This window comes from Rhodococcus sp. C26F (genome assembly GCF_053345925.1).
Window position 1 is genome coordinate 19,090 of sequence record NZ_JBKFBA010000014.1, and the last position, 17,492, is coordinate 36,581.

A 17,492-nucleotide genomic window follows, 5' to 3' on the forward strand; every position below is an offset into this window, starting at 1 on the left:
CACTCTATCGGTACGCCTGTTCGACTGAAGGCTTCCTCGTGAGCCGCTCGAGGTCGTTTGCCAGGTTTCTTTGAGGCACCCCTGTGGACATTTCGCCTACTCAGGTGTAGGTTAGTTCTTTGCGCTGGCTGCCTCCTGTTCACCTTCTGATCGTCGAGTCGGAATTCGCTCTTTCGGGCGAGACCGTTTCGGTGCGTCGGTGGGGTTCTCGTTCGGGTTGCGACCAGCGAAAACGCCCCACATGAAGAAGCAGGTACAGCGGCGGTCGCACCGGTTGGAGCGGCCCGCGTGAGGTGCTGGAAGGACGCATCTTGGCAGTCTCTAGCCAGACCAAGGCAGTAGCCGGAATCCCCGGAGCCCCGACGAGGGTGTCGTTCGCGAAGATTCGCGAACCCCTCGAAGTTCCCGGGCTCCTCGATCTACAGACCGATTCCTTCGAATGGTTGATCGGCTCGGAGCGCTGGCGCGCGAAGGCTGCCGAGCGCGGCGACGGTCACGTCGTCGGTGGCCTGGAGGAGATCCTCGACGAGCTCTCGCCGATCGAGGATTTCTCGGGTTCGATGTCCCTGTCCTTCTCCGATCCTCGTTTCGACGAGGTCAAGGCCTCCGTCGAGGAGTGCAAGGACAAGGACATGACGTACGCGGCTCCGCTGTTCGTCACTGCCGAGTTCATCAACAACAACACCGGCGAGATCAAGAGCCAGACGGTCTTCATGGGTGATTTCCCGATGATGACCGACAAGGGCACCTTCATCATCAACGGCACCGAGCGTGTCGTGGTGTCCCAGCTCGTCCGTTCGCCGGGCGTGTACTTCGACAAGAACGTCGACAAGAGCACCGAGAAGGACCTGCACAGCGTCAAGGTCATCCCGGGCCGCGGTGCCTGGCTCGAGTTCGACGTCGACAAGCGCGACACCGTCGGTGTGCGTATCGACCGCAAGCGCCGTCAGCCGGTCACCGTGCTGCTCAAGGCGCTGGGATGGTCCACCGAGCAGATCGTCGAGCGTTTCGGGTTCTCCGAGATCATGATGTCGACGCTCGAGAAGGACAACACGGCGGGCACCGACGAGGCGCTCCTCGACATCTACCGCAAGCTGCGTCCGGGCGAGCCGCCGACCAAGGAGAGCGCGCAGACCCTGCTGGAGAACCTCTTCTTCAAGGACAAGCGCTACGACCTGGCGCGCGTGGGCCGTTACAAGATCAACAAGAAGCTCGGCCTGAACACGGGTCAGCCGATCGAGGCGTCCACCCTCACCGAGGAAGACATCGTCGCCACGATCGAGTACCTCGTGCGTCTGCACGCGGGCGAGAACAAGATGACCGTCCCCGGCGGCGTCGAGGTTCCCGTCGAGGTCGACGACATCGACCACTTCGGCAACCGTCGTCTGCGTACGGTCGGCGAGCTCATCCAGAACCAGATCCGCGTGGGCCTGTCCCGCATGGAGCGCGTGGTCCGTGAGCGCATGACCACCCAGGACGTCGAGGCGATCACGCCGCAGACCCTGATCAACATCCGTCCGGTCGTGGCCGCGATCAAGGAGTTCTTCGGAACCTCCCAGCTGTCGCAGTTCATGGACCAGAACAACCCGCTGTCGGGCCTGACGCACAAGCGTCGTCTGTCGGCGCTGGGCCCCGGCGGTCTGTCGCGTGAGCGTGCCGGCCTCGAGGTCCGCGACGTCCACCCGTCGCACTACGGCCGCATGTGCCCGATCGAGACCCCGGAAGGCCCGAACATCGGCCTGATCGGCTCGCTGTCGGTGTACGCGCGGGTCAACCCGTTCGGCTTCATCGAGACGCCCTACCGCAAGGTCGTCGACGGTGTCGTCACCGACGAGGTCGAGTACCTCACGGCCGACGAGGAGGACCGCTACCTCATCGCGCAGGCCAACTCGCCGATCGGTTCCGACAACCGCTTCTCGGACGAGCGTGTCCTCGTCCGTAAGAAGGGCGCGGAGATCGAGTACGTCGCCGCCGACCAGGTCGAGTACATGGACGTCTCGCCGCGCCAGATGGTGTCGGTCGCGACCGCGATGATCCCGTTCCTCGAGCACGACGACGCCAACCGTGCCCTCATGGGCGCGAACATGCAGCGTCAGGCCGTGCCGCTGGTGCGCAGCGAGTCGCCGATCGTCGGTACCGGCATGGAGCTGCGTGCCGCCGTCGACGCCGGCGACGTCATCGTCACCGAGAAGAGCGGTGTGATCGAAGAGGTCTCCGCCGACTTCATCACCGTCATGGCCGACGACGGAACCCGCAAGACCTACCGTCTGCGCAAGTTCGACCGTTCGAACCAGGGCACCTGCTCGAACCAGCGTCCGATCGTGGACGAGGGACAGCGCGTCGAGTCCGGTCAGGTCCTTGCCGACGGCCCCTGCACCGAGAACGGTGAGATGGCGCTCGGCAAGAACCTGCTCGTGGCGATCATGCCGTGGGAAGGCCACAACTACGAGGACGCGATCATCCTGTCGCAGCGCCTTGTGGAGGAGGACGTGCTCACCTCGATCCACATCGAGGAGCACGAGATCGACGCCCGCGACACCAAGCTCGGTGCCGAGGAGATCACCCGCGACATCCCGAACGTCTCCGACGAGGTCCTCGCCGACCTCGACGAGCGTGGCATCGTCCGCATCGGCGCCGAGGTCCGCGACGGCGACATCCTCGTGGGCAAGGTCACGCCGAAGGGCGAGACCGAGCTGACCCCCGAGGAGCGTCTGCTCCGCGCGATCTTCGGTGAGAAGGCGCGCGAGGTCCGCGACACCTCGCTGAAGGTGCCCCACGGTGAGAACGGCAAGGTCATCGGTGTTCGCGTGTTCTCGCGCGAGGACGACGACGATCTGCCTCCGGGTGTCAACGAGCTCGTCCGCGTGTACGTGGCGCAGAAGCGCAAGATCCAGGACGGCGACAAGCTCGCCGGCCGCCACGGCAACAAGGGCGTCATCGGCAAGATCCTCCCGCAGGAGGACATGCCGTTCCTGCCCGACGGCACCCCGGTCGACATCATCCTGAACACCCACGGTGTTCCGCGTCGTATGAACATCGGCCAGGTCCTCGAGACGCACCTGGGCTGGATCGGCAAGGCCGGCTGGCAGATCCAGGTGGCCGACGACGGCAGCCGTCCCGAGTGGGCTCAGAACCTCTCCGATGAGATGCTCGCCGCCGATCCCGACACCAACATCGCCACGCCGGTGTTCGACGGTGCCCGCGAGGAGGAGCTGACGGGTCTGCTGTCCTCGACGCTGCCGAACCGCGACGGCGAGGTCATGGTCGGCCCCGACGGCAAGGCGACGCTGTTCGACGGTCGCTCCGGCGAGCCGTTCCCGTACCCGGTGTCGGTCGGCTACATGTACATCATCAAGCTGCACCACCTGGTCGACGACAAGATCCACGCGCGTTCGACCGGTCCGTACTCGATGATCACGCAGCAGCCGCTCGGTGGTAAGGCGCAGTTCGGTGGTCAGCGCTTCGGTGAGATGGAGTGCTGGGCCATGCAGGCCTACGGCGCCGCCTACACCCTCCAGGAGCTGCTCACGATCAAGTCCGACGACGTGGTCGGTCGCGTCAAGGTCTACGAGGCGATCGTCAAGGGCGAGAACATCCCCGAGCCGGGTATCCCCGAGTCGTTCAAGGTGCTCCTCAAGGAACTCCAGTCGCTGTGCCTGAACGTGGAGGTCCTCTCCAGCGACGGCGCGGCCATCGCGATGGCCGACGGCGACGACGAGGACCTCGAGCGGGCGGCCGCCAACCTGGGCATCAACCTTTCCCGCAACGAGTCGGCCACGGTCGACGACCTCGCGAACTAGGAGCCGAGCCGATGCGGTACGCACCCCGACACCACCGGGCGCGTACCGCGTCGGGCCCCGGCAGCGATAGCGACAACTAGCAGCAATACAACCCGCACAGGGGAAAGGAAGTTACGTGCTCGACGTCAACTTCTTCGATGAACTCCGGATCGGCCTGGCCACCGCCGAGGACATCCGTAACTGGTCGTACGGCGAGGTCAAGAAGCCCGAGACCATCAACTACCGCACGCTCAAGCCCGAGAAGGACGGCTTGTTCTGCGAGAAGATCTTCGGTCCCACCCGGGACTGGGAGTGCTACTGCGGCAAGTACAAGCGTGTCCGCTTCAAGGGCATCATCTGCGAGCGCTGCGGCGTCGAGGTGACCCGCGCCAAGGTCCGCCGTGAGCGCATGGGCCACATCGAGCTCGCCGCTCCGGTGACGCACATCTGGTACTTCAAGGGTGTGCCGAGCCGCCTCGGCTACCTGCTCGACCTCGCGCCGAAGGATCTCGAGAAGATCATCTACTTCGCCGCGTACGTCATCACGTCGGTCGACGACGAGCTGCGCCACAACGAGCTCTCCACTCTCGAAGCCGAGATGGAGGTCGAGAAGAAGTCGGTCGCCGACCAGCGCGACGCCGACCTCGAAGCCCGTGCACAGAAGCTCGAAGCCGACCTCGCCGAACTCGAGGCCGAGGGCGCCAAGTCCGACGTCCGCCGCAAGGTCAAGGACGGCGGCGAGCGCGAGATGCGTCAGCTCCGCGACCGTGCGCAGCGCGAGCTCGACCGCCTCGACGAGATCTGGACGACCTTCACGAAGCTGAAGCCGAAGGATCTGATCGTCGACGAGATGATCTACCGCGAGCTCCAGGACCGCTACGGCGAGTACTTCACCGGTGCCATGGGTGCCGAGGCGATCCAGAAGCTCATCGAGAACTTCGACATCGACGCCGAGGCCGAGTCGCTGCGCGAGACCATCCGCAGCGGCAAGGGCCAGAAGAAGCTCCGTGCTCTCAAGCGCCTGAAGGTCGTGGCGGCGTTCCAGCAGTCCGGCAACTCGCCCATGGGCATGGTGCTCGACGCCGTGCCGGTGATCCCGCCGGAACTGCGTCCGATGGTGCAGCTCGACGGTGGCCGCTTCGCGACCTCCGACCTCAACGACCTGTACCGCCGCGTCATCAACCGCAACAACCGCCTCAAGCGATTGATCGACCTCGGTGCCCCCGAGATCATCGTCAACAACGAGAAGCGGATGTTGCAGGAGTCGGTCGACGCCCTGTTCGACAACGGCCGTCGTGGCCGGCCGGTCACCGGTCCCGGTAACCGTCCGCTCAAGTCGCTGTCCGATCTGCTCAAGGGCAAGCAGGGCCGCTTCCGTCAGAACCTGCTCGGTAAGCGCGTCGACTACTCGGGCCGTTCGGTCATCGTCGTCGGCCCGCAGCTCAAGCTGCACCAGTGCGGTCTGCCGAAGCTCATGGCGCTCGAGCTGTTCAAGCCGTTCGTGATGAAGCGTCTCGTCGACCTCAACCACGCGCAGAACATCAAGTCCGCCAAGCGCATGGTCGAGCGTCAGCGCCCGCAGGTGTGGGACGTCCTCGAAGAGGTCATCAACGAGCACCCGGTTCTGCTGAACCGTGCTCCCACGCTGCACCGCCTCGGTATCCAGGCGTTCGAGCCGCAGCTCGTCGAGGGCAAGGCCATCCAGCTGCACCCCCTCGTGTGTGAGGCCTTCAACGCCGACTTCGACGGCGACCAGATGGCCGTGCACCTCCCGCTGTCCGCGGAGGCGCAGGCCGAGGCCCGCATCCTGATGCTGTCGTCGAACAACATCCTGTCGCCGGCATCGGGCCGCCCGCTCGCCATGCCGCGTCTGGACATGGTGACGGGTCTGTTCCACCTGACCCGTCTGGTCGAGGACGCCCCCGGCGCCTACAAGGCCGCGACCGCCGACGAGCCCGAGCAGGGCGTCTACTCGTCGCCGGCCGAGGCCCAGATGGCCGTCGACCGTGGCGTGCTGTCGGTCCAGGCTCCGATCAAGGTGCGCCTGACCCAGCTGCGTCCGCCGCGCGACGTCGAGAACGAGCTGTTCCCGGAGGGCTGGAAGTTCGGTCAGCCGTGGACCACGCAGACCACCCTCGGTCGCGTGCTGTTCAACGAGCTGCTGCCGACGAACTACGCGTTCGTCAACGACATCATGCCGAAGAAGCGCCAGGCCGCGATCATCAACGACCTGGCCGAGCGGTACCCGATGATCGTCGTCGCGCAGACCGTCGACAAGCTCAAGGACGCCGGCTTCTACTGGGCCACGCGTTCGGGTGTCACCATCTCGATGGCGGACGTGCTCGTTCCGCCGGAGAAGAAGGACATCCTCGAGCGGTACGAGACGCAGGCCGATGCCATCCAGCGGCAGTACGACCGAGGAAAGCTCTCGGAGGACGAGCGTCGCGATTCGCTCGTCAAGCTGTGGCAGGAAGCGACCGAAGAGGTCGGTCAGGTCATGGAGGCGCACTACCCGGACGACAACCCGATCCCCACGATCGTCAAGTCCGGTGCTGCGGGCAACATGACCCAGATCCGTTCGCTGGCGGGCATGAAGGGTCTGGTGACGAACCCGAAGGGCGAGTTCATCCCGCGCCCGATCAAGTCCTCCTTCCGTGAGGGCCTGACCGTCGCCGAGTACTTCATCAACACGCACGGCGCGCGTAAGGGTCTGGCCGACACCGCTCTCCGTACCGCCGACTCGGGTTACCTGACCCGTCGTCTGGTCGACGTCTCGCAGGACGTCATCGTCCGCGAGGTCGACTGCGGCACGCCGCGCGGCATCGAGATGACCATCGCCGAGCTCGCACGCGACGCGACCGGTCAGCCGACCGGTGAGCTCGTGCGCGACGCTCACATCGAGACCAGCACCTACGCCCGTACGCTGGCGACGGACGCGGTCGACGCGAACGGCAACGTCGTCGTCGAGCGTGGTTCCGACCTCGGCGACCCGGCGATCGAGGCGCTGCTCGAGGCCGGTATCCAGAAGGTCAAGGTCCGCTCGGTCCTGACCTGCGACACCGGCACCGGCGTCTGCGCGACCTGCTACGGCCGCTCGATGGCGACGGGCAAGCTCGTCGACATCGGCGAGGCCGTCGGCATCGTCGCCGCCCAGTCGATCGGTGAGCCCGGTACGCAGCTGACGATGCGTACCTTCCACCAGGGTGGCGTCGGTGAGGACATCACCGGTGGTCTGCCCCGCGTCCAGGAGCTGTTCGAGGCTCGCGTCCCCAAGGGCAAGGCCCCGATCGCCGACGTCTCCGGTCGCATCCGTCTCGAGGACGACGATCGTTTCTACAAGATCACGATCATCCCCGACGACGGTGGCGAGGAGGTCGTGTACGACAAGCTGTCCAAGCGTCAGCGTCTGCACGTCATCCGCAAGGCCGACGGCACCGAGGGCGTGCTCGCGGACGGCGACCACGTGGAGGTCGGTCAGCAGCTCCTCGAGGGCTCTGCCGATCCGCACGAGGTGCTGCGCGTGATGGGCCCGCGTCAGGTTCAGGTCCACCTGGTCCACGAGGTCCAGGAGGTCTACCGGAGCCAGGGCGTGTCGATCCACGACAAGCACATCGAGGTCATCGTGCGCCAGATGCTGCGTCGCGTGACGATCATCGATTCGGGCTCGACGGAGTTCCTGCCCGGTTCGCTCGTCGAGCGCAGCGAGTTCGAGGCTGCGAACCGTCGTGTGGTCCAGGAGGGTGGCGAGCCGGCTGCCGGCCGTCCGGTCCTCATGGGCATCACGAAGGCGTCGCTGGCCACCGACTCGTGGCTGTCGGCGGCGTCCTTCCAGGAGACCACTCGCGTGCTCACCGACGCGGCGATCAACTGCCGCTCGGACAAGCTGATCGGTCTCAAGGAGAACGTGATCATCGGCAAGCTGATCCCCGCCGGTACCGGTATCAACAAGTACCGGAACATCGAGGTCCAGCCGACCGAGGAGGCCCGTGCGGCCGCGTACGCCATCCCGGCGTACGACGACCAGTACTACTCGCCGGACGGCTTCGGCCAGAACACCGGCGCTGCAGTGCCGCTGGATGACTACGGTTACTCCAACGACTACCGGTAGTTCGCTGCCGTAGTAGACGACGAAGGTCCCGCCCTCTTCTCTTCGGGGGCGGGGCCTTCGTCATTTGTTCTCGACGGTGACGCCGTCATGGCGGGCGTGCGAGCGTCCCGTGGCAGTTCCGCTCGGGGTGGGTCGCTCGGGACGCGGGTCAGCGCGGGATGTGGAAGTCCACGAGTTCGGCGGTGCCTCGCGACAGTTCGGACCAGGATCCGCTCACCGTGAGGACCGCGATCGCGGAGGTGGGGAACTTCTCGGCCACCTGATGGGCAGCGTCGGTGCTGTGATCCGTGATGAGCCCGAGGACGGTCGCGGAGAGGGTCGGCTCGTGCCCGATGACGAGCAGGGTGTGCACGTCGTCGGCCGTTCCCCGGATCTCGGCGACCAGGGATTCCGGATCGGCGTGGTACAGGCTGTCGCGGTACTCGACGGGAGCCTCCACGGCCGCTTCGGCGAGTGTCTTGCGCGTCCGGGTCGCGGTGGAGCACAGAACGGCGTCCACCTCGGGCAGGTTCGCCCGGATCCAGCGACCGGCGAGTCCGGCCTCGCGGCGTCCGCGGGGGGAGAGGGGACGCTCGTGATCGTCCACGTCGTCCGGGTACGCGGACTTGCCGTGGCGCAGCAAGATCAGGGTACGGGTCATGGGGTCCACCGTAGAGCGTCCGGTTTCCGGCCGATCCACGCGACCGCGCGAGTGTGATCCTCGACCGTGAACCAGACCGTCAGTCCGTCCTCTCGCAGCGTCGTCCGCAGTGTGAGGGTCTCGCCGGCGGCGACGGGGCGCAGGTGTTCGATCACTGCCCGGTACGGCGCGTCCGGGACGTCCGGCCGGAGGGGCAGGAGCTCCTCGAGGCCGTGCCAGTAGACGGCGTTGTTGACGTGCCCGAACGGGTCGAGGTCGGTGGCGCGTAGGGGGAAGACCCGTTCGTCGTCGACCTCGTCGGGTGCGCGACCGGGCAGCCACGCCGTCCACTTCAGACGCGTGTCGTGCGCGTAGCGGGCCATGTGCTCGAACAGGCCGTCGCTGATCCGGGTGGGGGCTCCGGTGGTGGGGCCGATGTCGATCCAGAACGCTGCGGTCTCGATCAGCGGGCCGTCCGGGTCGTCGTCGGGGTCGTCGAGGCGGACCCGCACGTTCGCCCACCGTGTCGACAGGGCGTCGCACCAGCGTCGCAGTCGGAGCGTGCGGCCGTACTCGGCGGGGCGGTGCACGTCGACGATCGTGCGCCGGACGATCCAGAGCGGGTCGGTCTCGGACGCGCCGACGGCGGCGAGGTTGTCGGTGCCGATGTCCTGGAGATAGCGGGCGATGCCGTCGAGTCGCAGTCGCTTGCCGGTGTCGACGTCGCCGGTGCGGACGGTGCGCTCGGTGGAGAAGGGATCCGCTTCCTCGGGCAGTTCCGTCAGCGGTCGTGTCCGCGGCAGGTCGGTGCTCGGCGTCGACGTGGCCATGTGTCCCCCCCGGGTCGGATGTCCGATCGTGCGATTCTTGCAGCTTCGGTGGGTGGTCGCAGGTTCTCTTGCGAACCCACGCCGACAGCCGCTACAGTCGAATTAACTGTTACGGATCGTTACATGAAATTCGCGGACGCTCCGCCCGGCTGCCGAGGACCCTTCCCATGGCCTATGTGATCACCCAGACCTGCTGCAACGACGCGAGCTGCGTCGCGGTCTGCCCCGTGAACTGCATCCACCCCTCGCCGGACGAGCCCGAGTTCGCCACCGCCGAGATGCTGCACATCGATCCGAAGACCTGCATCGACTGCGGCGCCTGCGCCGACGCGTGCCCGGTCGAGGCGATCCTGCCCGACGACAAGCTCGATCCCTCCCAGATGCGGTTCGCCGAGATCAACGCGGCCTGGTACGAGGACCACCCGGCGCCGGAGGGGTGGCAGCCCCTCGTGCCCACCCCGGCGCCTCCGCGCGATCGTGGAACGCTGAGGGTCGCGATCGTCGGCGCCGGCCCCGCGGCCTGCTACGCCGCCCAGGAACTGCTCGAACGGTCCGACGTCGAGGTCGAGATGTTCGACCGGATCCCGACTCCCTTCGGCCTCGTGCGCGCCGGTGTCGCCCCCGATCACCCGGGGACCAAGGCGGTCACGGAATCGTTCGAATGGTCGTTCCGGCGCGAGGAGTTCGCCCTGCACCTCGCCACCGAGGTCGGTCGCGACATCACCCACGCCGAACTGCTCGAGCACCACCACGCCGTGATCTACGCGACCGGTGCGTCGTCCGACCGCCGCCTCGGGATCGCCGGTGAGGACCTGCCCGGCAGCCACGCCGCCACCGAGTTCGTCGCCTGGTACAACGGCCACCCCGACTACGCCGACCGCACTTTCGATCTGTCCGGCGAACGCGCCGTCATCGTCGGCAACGGCAACGTCGCCCTCGACGTCGCGCGGATCCTCACCATGGACGTCGACGAACTCGCGCGCACCGACATCGCCGACCACGCCCTGAAGGCGTTGCGGAAAAGCAACATCCGCGAGGTCGTCCTGCTCGGCCGGCGCGGCCCGGCCCAGGCCGCGTACAGCAATCCGGAGTTCCTCGCCCTCGGCGACCTCACCGGGGTCGACGTCGTCGTCGACGACGCCGACCTCGAACTCGATCCGGTGAGCGCCCGGGCCGTGGAGGAGGACGCGGCGACCGCGCTGCGCGTCCGTCTCGCCCGCGAGTACGCCGGCCGGCCCGTCCGTCCCGGGCACCGCCGCATCGTCTTCCGGTACCTCGCCGCGCCGAGCGAACTGCTCGGCGACGACCACGTGACCGGCGTGCGGATCGAACGCACAGAACTCGTCGACGACGGTGGTCGTCTCACCGCCCGACCCACCGGCCGTTTCGAGGACCTGCCCGCCACGCTCGTACTCCGGTCGATCGGCTATCGCGGCGTTCCCCTGCCGGGTGTGCCCTTCGACGATGTCCGCGGGGTCGTTCCCAACACCGGCGGTCGTGTGGACGCCGGCGTCTACGTCACCGGGTGGGCCAAGCGCGGCCCGAGCGGCGTCATCGGCACCAACAAGGGATGCGCGAAGGAGACCGTCGCGGCGCTGCTGGCCGACTTCGACTCCGGTGCACTCGCCGCTCCCCGCGGCGACCGTCGTGCGCTGAACCGGTTGCTCGCACAGCGCAGGCCCGATCGGGTGGATCTGGACGGCTGGAAGACCATCGACGCCGCCGAGCGGCAGGCCGGACGAGCCCAGGGCCGGCCGCGCGTCAAGATCACCGATCGCGAGAGCCTCGTCGAACTCGGTCGTCGCCGACGCCGTCTTCCGCTGCTCGCCTCGTTGCGTCGTTGACACAGCCGCGGGTGACGCAGGTCGCGGCCCGCCCGGACGTTCGTCGATAGGCTCGGGAGAACCGAATCCCGACCCGAACGGACATGTGCATGAGCAGCGACAACCTCGACCGCACGGCGCTCACGCGCCGCACCCTCATCGGCGGCGCCGGTGTGGTGGCGGCCGGCGCGGCCCTCACGGCCTGCGGTTCGTCCGGCGACACCGGCGAGGCGCGATCGGCGGTGCCTGCACCGACCACGACGGCGCCTCCCGGACCCGACGCGGAGGTCGTCGCCGCGGTCGTGGACGTGCCGGTCGGCGGGGGCGTCATGCTCGAATCGAAGAGGCTCGTCGTCACCCAGCCCGCAGAGGGCGACTTCCGCGCGTTCATCGCGATCTGCACCCACCAGGGCTGCAATCTCAGCGGTGTCGAGGGCGACCGCATCATCTGCCCGTGCCACGGCAGCAGATACGACCTCGACGGCGCCCCGGTGGAAGGACCGGCGAAGCGGCCACTGAAGACCCGTCCCGTGGCGGCGCGCGGGTCCGATCTCGTCGTGGGCTGATCGGTCCGGGGATAGAGTCCGCTCCGTGGAGACCAGCGGAGGCTGGCGCCCGAAGGCGCTGCGTGACGGTACGGACCCGGACCCTCGTTTCACGCTGGCCAACGAGCGCACCTTCCTCGCGTGGGTGCGGACCGCGCTCGGCGTCATCGCCGCGGCGGTCGCGCTGGAGACCTTCGCGGGCGGCATCGTGTCGGAGGGGCTCCGCACGGTGCTGGCGTGCGCGTTGCTCGGATTCGCCGCCGTGCTCACGGTGTTCGCGCTGATCCGCTGGCACCGCGTCGAGCACGCGATGCGCACCGGACGGGCACTCCCGGTGCCGTGGGTGGCCTATCTGCTCGCCGTGGCCCTCGGGGTCTCGGGGGTCGTGCTCGCCGTCGCGATCGCCCGGTGAGACGAGCCGCATCGTGAGCCGGGACGATCTGCGGCACGGCGACGCCGGTCTGCAGCCCGAACGGACGAGTTTGGCGTGGCTGCGCACCGCCTCGGTGCTCGGTGCGGTGGTGCTCGGATTCATGCGGTTCGTGCCCGGCCCGGGTGCCGTGGTCGCGTCGATCGGCCTGATCTGCCTCGTGCCCGTGCTGGCGGTGCTGCTCGCCTCCCGGATCGGTCACCGCGCGCGAGTGCGCGGTCTGGTCGCGGGTCGCGCGCCCTATTTCTGGTGGCGCAACGTCGCGGTCTCCGCCACGGTCGTGGTGCTCGCGATCTCGTCGGCCGTCCTGATCGTCACCGCCCGCTGAGTGACAACACGCCGATCAGGGCTATCGCCGCGACCCAGACGGTCGCCGCTGCCGCGAGCGCGATCGGACGCCATCCGACGCCGCGGAGCACTTCCCGGCGCACCCCCGCGCCCAGGGCGAACATCGCGACGGTCAGCAGCGTGCGCTGCACCGTCCCCGCAGCCTCCACCACGATCGGATCGAGCAGTCCGGTCGAGCGCAGTGCGACGCACGAGAGGAAGCCCAGCAGGAAGACCGGCACGATCGGGGGAGTGCGCTCGTCGCGGCGGTCCTCACCGCGCCGCCGAGCGACGACCCCGACGACCGCCACGACCGGGGCCAGCAGTGCCACCCGCGCGAGCTTGACCGTCACCGCCGCGGCGAGCACCCCACCGGCGGTGGCCTCGAGGGCGGTGCCGGTCGCGACCACCTGGGCGACCTCGTGGATCGCCGCACCCGCCCACAGGCCCGCGGTCCCGGGGGTCAGCCCGAGCATCCCGGCGGCGAGCGGAACGAGCGGGATCATCGCGGTGCCGAAGACGACCACCAATGCGACGGTGGTGACGAGTTCGCGTTTGCGCGAATCGATCACACCGTCGACCGCCGCCGCGGCCGCGGCTCCGCAGATCGAGAAACCGCACGCGATGAGCAGGCGCTGGGTCCAGCCCACCCCGAGCCACCGGCCGAAGGCGAGCGACCCGCCGATACCCGCAACGACGACGGTCGCCGCGACGACCGCTGTGCCCCACCCGAGGTCGACGAGATCGGAGACCGCGAGCTGCACGCCGAGAAGAGCGACGCCCACTCGGAGGAGACGCTTCGACGCCGTACCCAGGCCCGGCTCCAGAAGGCCGACCACCGGTGCGGGTAGACCGATATTCGCCACGACCACACCCAGGACGATCGCGACGAGCAACGGGCTCGCCCCGGGGATCAGGTGCGCCGCTCCCAGTGCGACGACCGCGCCCGCCGCGGCCACCAGGAGACCCGGGACGACGGTGGGCCGGGATGGGGGCGCGTGGACGGTGAGCATGCCTAGACTCTTCCGCCGCAGCGGTGTCCGCACCAGGCGTCGATCGGACATGAGCTCATATCGAATGGATATGAGTAGTGAGTGCGGCATATCGTTCGTGCATGACCAGCTGGCCGGATCTCGTCGCTCTGGAACTGCTCGTCGGGGTCGACGACCGGGGCGGGCTCGGCGCCGCGGCCCGCGCGGCCGGTCTCGCCCAACCCAACGCGACCCGCATGCTGCGCCGGCTCGAACGGCAACTCGGCGCGGTCCTCGTGCGGCGGGGCCGGACGGGTTCGGTGCTCACCCCGGAGGGCACGGTGGTCGCGCACTGGGCGCGGGAGGTCCTGGCCGACGCGGAACGCCTCCTCGACGCCGCTGCAGCACTGCGCGTCGAGCAGCAACCCGAACTGGTGGTCGCGGCGTCGATGACGGTCGCCGAACACCTCATCCCGCGGTGGCTCGGCGCCTTCCGCACGCTCCGTGACGACGTCCAGATCCAGTTGCAGGTCCACAACTCGATGCGGGTGTGTGACGTCGTCGCCGAGGGCGGATGCGACGTCGGGTTCGTCGAGGGGCCGACGGTTCCGGAGGGACTGCACAGTGTCGCGGTGGCACGCGACCGCCTGGTCGTGGTCGTCCCGCCGCAGCATCCGTGGGCGCGGCGGCGGCGCCCGCTCACCGTGGCCGAACTCGCAGCGACGCCGCTGGTCGTCCGCGAGGAGGGGTCCGGCACCCGGCGCACCCTCGACCTCGCGTTGCAGGAGTACGACCGGGCCGCACCGCTGCTCGAACTCGGGAGCGGAGCCGCGGTCCGCACGAGTGTGCTCGGGGGCACGGGCCCGGCGGTGCTGAGCACCCTGGCGGTGGAGGAGTATCTGGACTCCGGCCGGCTCGTCGCGGTGGCGGTGGACGGACTCGACCTGCAGCGTGTGCTCCGCGCGGTCTGGAGGCCGCCGCGGGCGTTGTCCGGTCCGGCGGGGGAGTTGGTCCGACTGATCACCCGTACCCGCTGACCTGGCTTACATCCGGTGCCGGGTCACGCGCGCGAGTGCTGCAACGCACCGGCCCCCGCGACCACCACGAGTGCGATACCCGCGAGGGCGAGAGGTTCGACGACCTGCCCCAGCACCAGGGCGCCGGCGAGCGCTGCGGCGGCGGGTTCGAGCGCGATGAGGATCGCGAACACCTTCTTCGGCAGGTCGCGCAGGGCACGGATCTCGAGGGTGTACGGGATCGCCGACGACAGCAGCGCCACGGCGAGTCCTGCGAGCACGAGGTCGGGCCGGAGGAGCTCGGTGCCGGCCGTCGCCGCGCCGAACGGCAGGACGACGACGGCCGCGATCGTCGTCGCCCCGGCCAGCCCCGCCGATCCGGGCAGGGTCGTCGCCACACGTGAGCCGGCCACGATGTACCAGGCCCACCCCGTTGCGGCGACCAGCGCGAAGGCGACTCCGAGCGGATCGAGACCGGTGGACAGCCCGGCACCGTCGCCGACGCCGAGCAGGACCACCCCGCCCAGCGCGAGCACCACCCACAGGGCGTCGCGCACACGTCGGGACAGGATCGCGGCCAGCCCGAGAGGGCCGAGGAACTCGATGGTGACGGTCGCGGCGAGCGGCAGTCGCGTCAACGCCCCGTAGAACGCCGTGTTCATCAGCGCGAGACTCGCGCCCAGTGTCACCACCGCCCGCCACTGTTCCGGTGTCCACGTCCGCGGCCGGGGCCGGGTGAACGCGCAGAGGATCACGGCCGCGAACAGCAGGCGCAGGGTCACCGTGCCGAGGGCACCAGCCCGGTCGAACAGGGTCGCGGCGAAGGCCGCCCCGAACTGCATCGACAGCACCGCGGTGAGGACCGCGACGACAGGACCGACGGTGTGCGTGCGGGAATCGTCGGCCATCCCGTCAGTCTGTCCGACGAGCACGAACGACGCCTGCCGCAAAAAACAATCACACGTGCTTGATTTTGGGACTGTGACGTGTGACGCTTGCCGCATGTCCGATCTGCACATCGTGCTCGACGATCTCCGCGCGGAGGGCGACGATCTCGACGCTCTCGTCGCGACCCTGCCCGACGAGAGTTGGGCACTGCCCACCCCGGCGGAGGGCTGGACCATCGCTCACCAGATCGGTCACCTGTTGTGGACCGACCGGGCGGCGCTCACCGCCGTGCGTGACCCGGACGCCTTCGTGAAGATGGTCGAAGCGGCATTCGGCGACCCGCTGGGATTCGTCGACGTCGGTGCCGAGGAACAGGCGGGGCGGCCGCCCGCGGAGTTGCTCGCCGACTGGCGCGACACCCGCCGCGAACTCGCCGACGCGCTCGCCGAGCTCCCGCGGGGTACGAAGATCCTGTGGTTCGGACCGCCGATGTCCCCGGCGTCGATGGCGACCGCGCGGCTCATGGAGACCTGGGCGCACGGGGGTGACGTCGCCGACGCCCTCGGCGTCACCCGCACGCCCACCGCGCGCCTGAAGAACGTCGCGCACCTGGGGGTGCGGACGCGCGACTTCGCGTACGTCATCCGCGACCGGAAGCCCCCGGCCGAGCCGTTCCGCGTCGTGCTTACCGCCCCCGACGGGGACAGCTGGGAATGGGGTCCGGAGGACGCGGCGCAGTCGGTCACCGGCCCGGCCCTCGACTTCTGCCTGCTCGTCACCCAGCGCATCCACCGCGACGACACCGCCCTCGTCACCGACGGCCCGGACGCGGAGGAATGGCTCGGTCTCGCGCAAGCCTTCGCCGGTGCCCCCGGCGCCGGGCGCGAGCCCGGCTCGCCCGCCTCCTGAGACCACCCCCCCCAGTCGAGACACCTCCGGCCGAGACATCTTCGACCGAAACACCATCTTCGACCGAAACACCATCGGAGACATCGTGAGCATGTGGACCACCCCCGAGCGCCTCGCCCTCCGCGAGACCGTCACCGGTTTCGTGAAGCGCGAGATCCTGCCCCACCTCGACGACTGGGAGCGCGCCGGCGAACTGCCCCGCGAACTGCACGTCGAGGCCGCGAAGATCGGCCTGCTCGGCGCAGGATTCCCCGAGGAGGTCGGCGGTTCCGGCGGTGACGGTGCCGACACGCTGACCGTGTGCGAGGCGTTCCACGAGGCGGGGGCCTCGGGCGGTACGTTCGCGTCGCTGTTCACGTGCGGCATCGCACTGCCGCACCTCATCGCGGCCGGTGATCCCGATCAGATCGACCGATGGGTACGGCCCACTCTCGCAGGCGAACTCGTCGGGTCCCTCGCGATCACCGAACCGGGCGGTGGATCGGACGTCGGCCATCTGACCACCACCGCGGTACGCGACGGCGACCACTACGTCGTCAACGGCGCGAAGACCTACATCACCTCGGGATGCCGCGCCGACTTCGTGGTCACCGCGGTCCGCACCGGAGGTCCCGGCGCCGGGGGAGTCTCGCTGCTCGTGATCGAGAAGGGCACACCGGGTTTCACCGTCTCCCGCAAGCTCGACAAGATGGGGTGGCGCGCGTCGGACACCGCCGAGTTGTCCTTCGCCGACGTCCGCGTACCGGTCACCAACCTCGTCGGCGCGGAGAACACCGGATTCTGGCAGATCGCACAGGGTTTCGTCTCCGAGCGGATCGCCCTCGCCGCCCAGGCCTATTCGGGTGCGCAGCGGTGCCTGGACCTGACCGTCGCGTGGTGCCGCGACCGCGAGACCTTCGGCCGGCCGCTGATCACCCGCCAGGCCGTGCAGCGCACCCTGTCCGAGATGGCGCGTCGCGTCGACGTCGCGCGCGTCTACACCCGGCACGTCACCGAGCGCGCCGTGGCGGGGGAGACCGACCTGATCGCCGAGGTGTGTTTCGCGAAGAACACCGCGGTCGAGGCCGGCGAATGGGTCGCCAATCAGGCGGTTCAGTTGTTCGGCGGCCTCGGGTACATGGCCGAATCGGAGGTCGAACGGCAGTACCGCGACATGCGCATCCTCGGCATCGGTGGTGGCACCACAGAGATCCTCACCGAACTCGCCGCCAAGCGGCTGGGTTACGGCGCCTGACCCACCTGTTCCC

13 protein-coding genes are annotated in these 17,492 nt (G+C 68.7%); 9 read left to right on the plus strand and 4 right to left on the minus strand.

Going from position 1 to position 17,492, the window contains the following annotated elements:
* Positions 1-293 precede the first annotated feature (293 nt).
* Complete coding sequence (gene rpoB, locus ACLBYD_RS16165) at positions 294-3,800, plus strand: DNA-directed RNA polymerase subunit beta (RefSeq protein ID WP_447817246.1); 3,507 nt, start codon at positions 294-296, stop codon at positions 3,798-3,800.
* 115 nt (positions 3,801-3,915) lie between these two features.
* On the plus strand, positions 3,916-7,887 hold the full coding sequence (locus tag ACLBYD_RS16170; protein WP_447817247.1) for a DNA-directed RNA polymerase subunit beta': 3,972 nt from the start codon (positions 3,916-3,918) through the stop codon (positions 7,885-7,887).
* Between the two features lie 148 nt (positions 7,888-8,035).
* On the opposite strand, the gene ACLBYD_RS16175 is transcribed toward ACLBYD_RS16170, so the two are convergent.
* Entirely contained in the window at positions 8,036-8,527 is a 492-nt protein-coding gene (locus tag ACLBYD_RS16175; RefSeq protein WP_059383303.1) for a SixA phosphatase family protein, read from the minus strand.
* Positions 8,524-9,336, minus strand: coding sequence for an acyl-[acyl-carrier-protein] thioesterase (locus ACLBYD_RS16180; protein WP_447817248.1), 813 nt, complete (start codon positions 9,334-9,336; stop codon positions 8,524-8,526). The genes ACLBYD_RS16175 and ACLBYD_RS16180 overlap by 4 nt, the downstream gene beginning before the upstream one ends.
* Positions 9,337-9,503: 167 nt before the next feature.
* Here ACLBYD_RS16180 and ACLBYD_RS16185 point away from each other — a divergent pair, with 167 nt between their 5' ends.
* The 4 genes from ACLBYD_RS16185 (at position 9,504) to ACLBYD_RS16200 (ending at position 12,462) form a co-directional block, all read left to right on the plus strand.
* Positions 9,504-11,180 carry an FAD-dependent oxidoreductase gene (locus ACLBYD_RS16185; protein WP_447817249.1) on the plus strand — a complete coding sequence of 559 codons (1,677 nt, stop codon included), beginning with the start codon at positions 9,504-9,506 and terminating at the stop codon, positions 11,178-11,180.
* Between the two features lie 89 nt (positions 11,181-11,269).
* On the plus strand, positions 11,270-11,725 hold the full coding sequence (locus ACLBYD_RS16190; RefSeq protein WP_447817250.1) for a Rieske (2Fe-2S) protein: 456 nt from the start codon (positions 11,270-11,272) through the stop codon (positions 11,723-11,725).
* 25 nt (positions 11,726-11,750) lie between these two features.
* Positions 11,751-12,116, plus strand: coding sequence for a YidH family protein (locus tag ACLBYD_RS16195; protein ID WP_145692544.1), 366 nt, complete (start codon positions 11,751-11,753; stop codon positions 12,114-12,116).
* 13 nt (positions 12,117-12,129) lie between these two features.
* Positions 12,130-12,462: a DUF202 domain-containing protein gene (locus ACLBYD_RS16200; protein WP_447817251.1), complete on the plus strand. Its 333-nt coding sequence runs from the start codon at positions 12,130-12,132 to the stop codon at positions 12,460-12,462.
* Here the strand turns inward: ACLBYD_RS16200 and ACLBYD_RS16205 are convergent.
* The gene (locus tag ACLBYD_RS16205) at positions 12,449-13,474 is read right to left on the minus strand and encodes a YeiH family protein (RefSeq protein ID WP_447817252.1); all 1,026 of its coding nucleotides are present in this window, start codon (positions 13,472-13,474) and stop codon (positions 12,449-12,451) included. The genes ACLBYD_RS16200 and ACLBYD_RS16205 overlap by 14 nt on opposite strands.
* Before the next feature lie 101 nt (positions 13,475-13,575).
* Between ACLBYD_RS16205 and ACLBYD_RS16210 the strand changes: the two genes are divergently transcribed.
* On the plus strand, positions 13,576-14,469 hold the full coding sequence (locus tag ACLBYD_RS16210) for a LysR family transcriptional regulator (protein ID WP_447817253.1): 894 nt from the start codon (positions 13,576-13,578) through the stop codon (positions 14,467-14,469).
* 23 nt (positions 14,470-14,492) lie between these two features.
* Here the strand turns inward: ACLBYD_RS16210 and ACLBYD_RS16215 are convergent, their stop codons facing one another.
* Positions 14,493-15,356, minus strand: coding sequence for an EamA family transporter (locus ACLBYD_RS16215; RefSeq protein WP_447817254.1), 864 nt, complete (start codon positions 15,354-15,356; stop codon positions 14,493-14,495).
* Positions 15,357-15,450: 94 nt separating this feature from the next.
* Here ACLBYD_RS16215 and ACLBYD_RS16220 point away from each other — a divergent pair, with 94 nt between their 5' ends.
* The gene (locus ACLBYD_RS16220; RefSeq protein ID WP_447817255.1) at positions 15,451-16,245 is read left to right on the plus strand and encodes a TIGR03084 family metal-binding protein; all 795 of its coding nucleotides are present in this window, start codon (positions 15,451-15,453) and stop codon (positions 16,243-16,245) included.
* A gap of 85 nt (positions 16,246-16,330) precedes the next feature.
* Entirely contained in the window at positions 16,331-17,479 is a 1,149-nt protein-coding gene (locus tag ACLBYD_RS16225) for an acyl-CoA dehydrogenase family protein (protein ID WP_447817256.1), read from the plus strand.
* Positions 17,480-17,492 lie beyond the last annotated feature (13 nt).

Excerpts from the sequence above, each read along its gene's own strand:
- ACLBYD_RS16185 (WP_447817249.1), top strand. The coding sequence starts at position 9,504 with ATGGCCTATGTGATCACCCAGACCTGCTGCAACGACGCGAGCTGCGTC.
- ACLBYD_RS16180 (WP_447817248.1), bottom strand. The coding sequence starts at position 9,336 with ATGGCCACGTCGACGCCGAGCACCGACCTGCCGCGGACACGACCGCTG.
- ACLBYD_RS16210 (WP_447817253.1), top strand. The coding sequence starts at position 13,576 with ATGACCAGCTGGCCGGATCTCGTCGCTCTGGAACTGCTCGTCGGGGTC.
- ACLBYD_RS16190 (WP_447817250.1), top strand. The coding sequence starts at position 11,270 with ATGAGCAGCGACAACCTCGACCGCACGGCGCTCACGCGCCGCACCCTC.
- ACLBYD_RS16215 (WP_447817254.1), bottom strand. The coding sequence starts at position 15,356 with ATGGCCGACGATTCCCGCACGCACACCGTCGGTCCTGTCGTCGCGGTC.
- ACLBYD_RS16205 (WP_447817252.1), bottom strand. The coding sequence starts at position 13,474 with ATGCTCACCGTCCACGCGCCCCCATCCCGGCCCACCGTCGTCCCGGGT.
- ACLBYD_RS16220 (WP_447817255.1), top strand. The coding sequence starts at position 15,451 with ATGTCCGATCTGCACATCGTGCTCGACGATCTCCGCGCGGAGGGCGAC.
- ACLBYD_RS16175 (WP_059383303.1), bottom strand. The coding sequence starts at position 8,527 with ATGACCCGTACCCTGATCTTGCTGCGCCACGGCAAGTCCGCGTACCCG.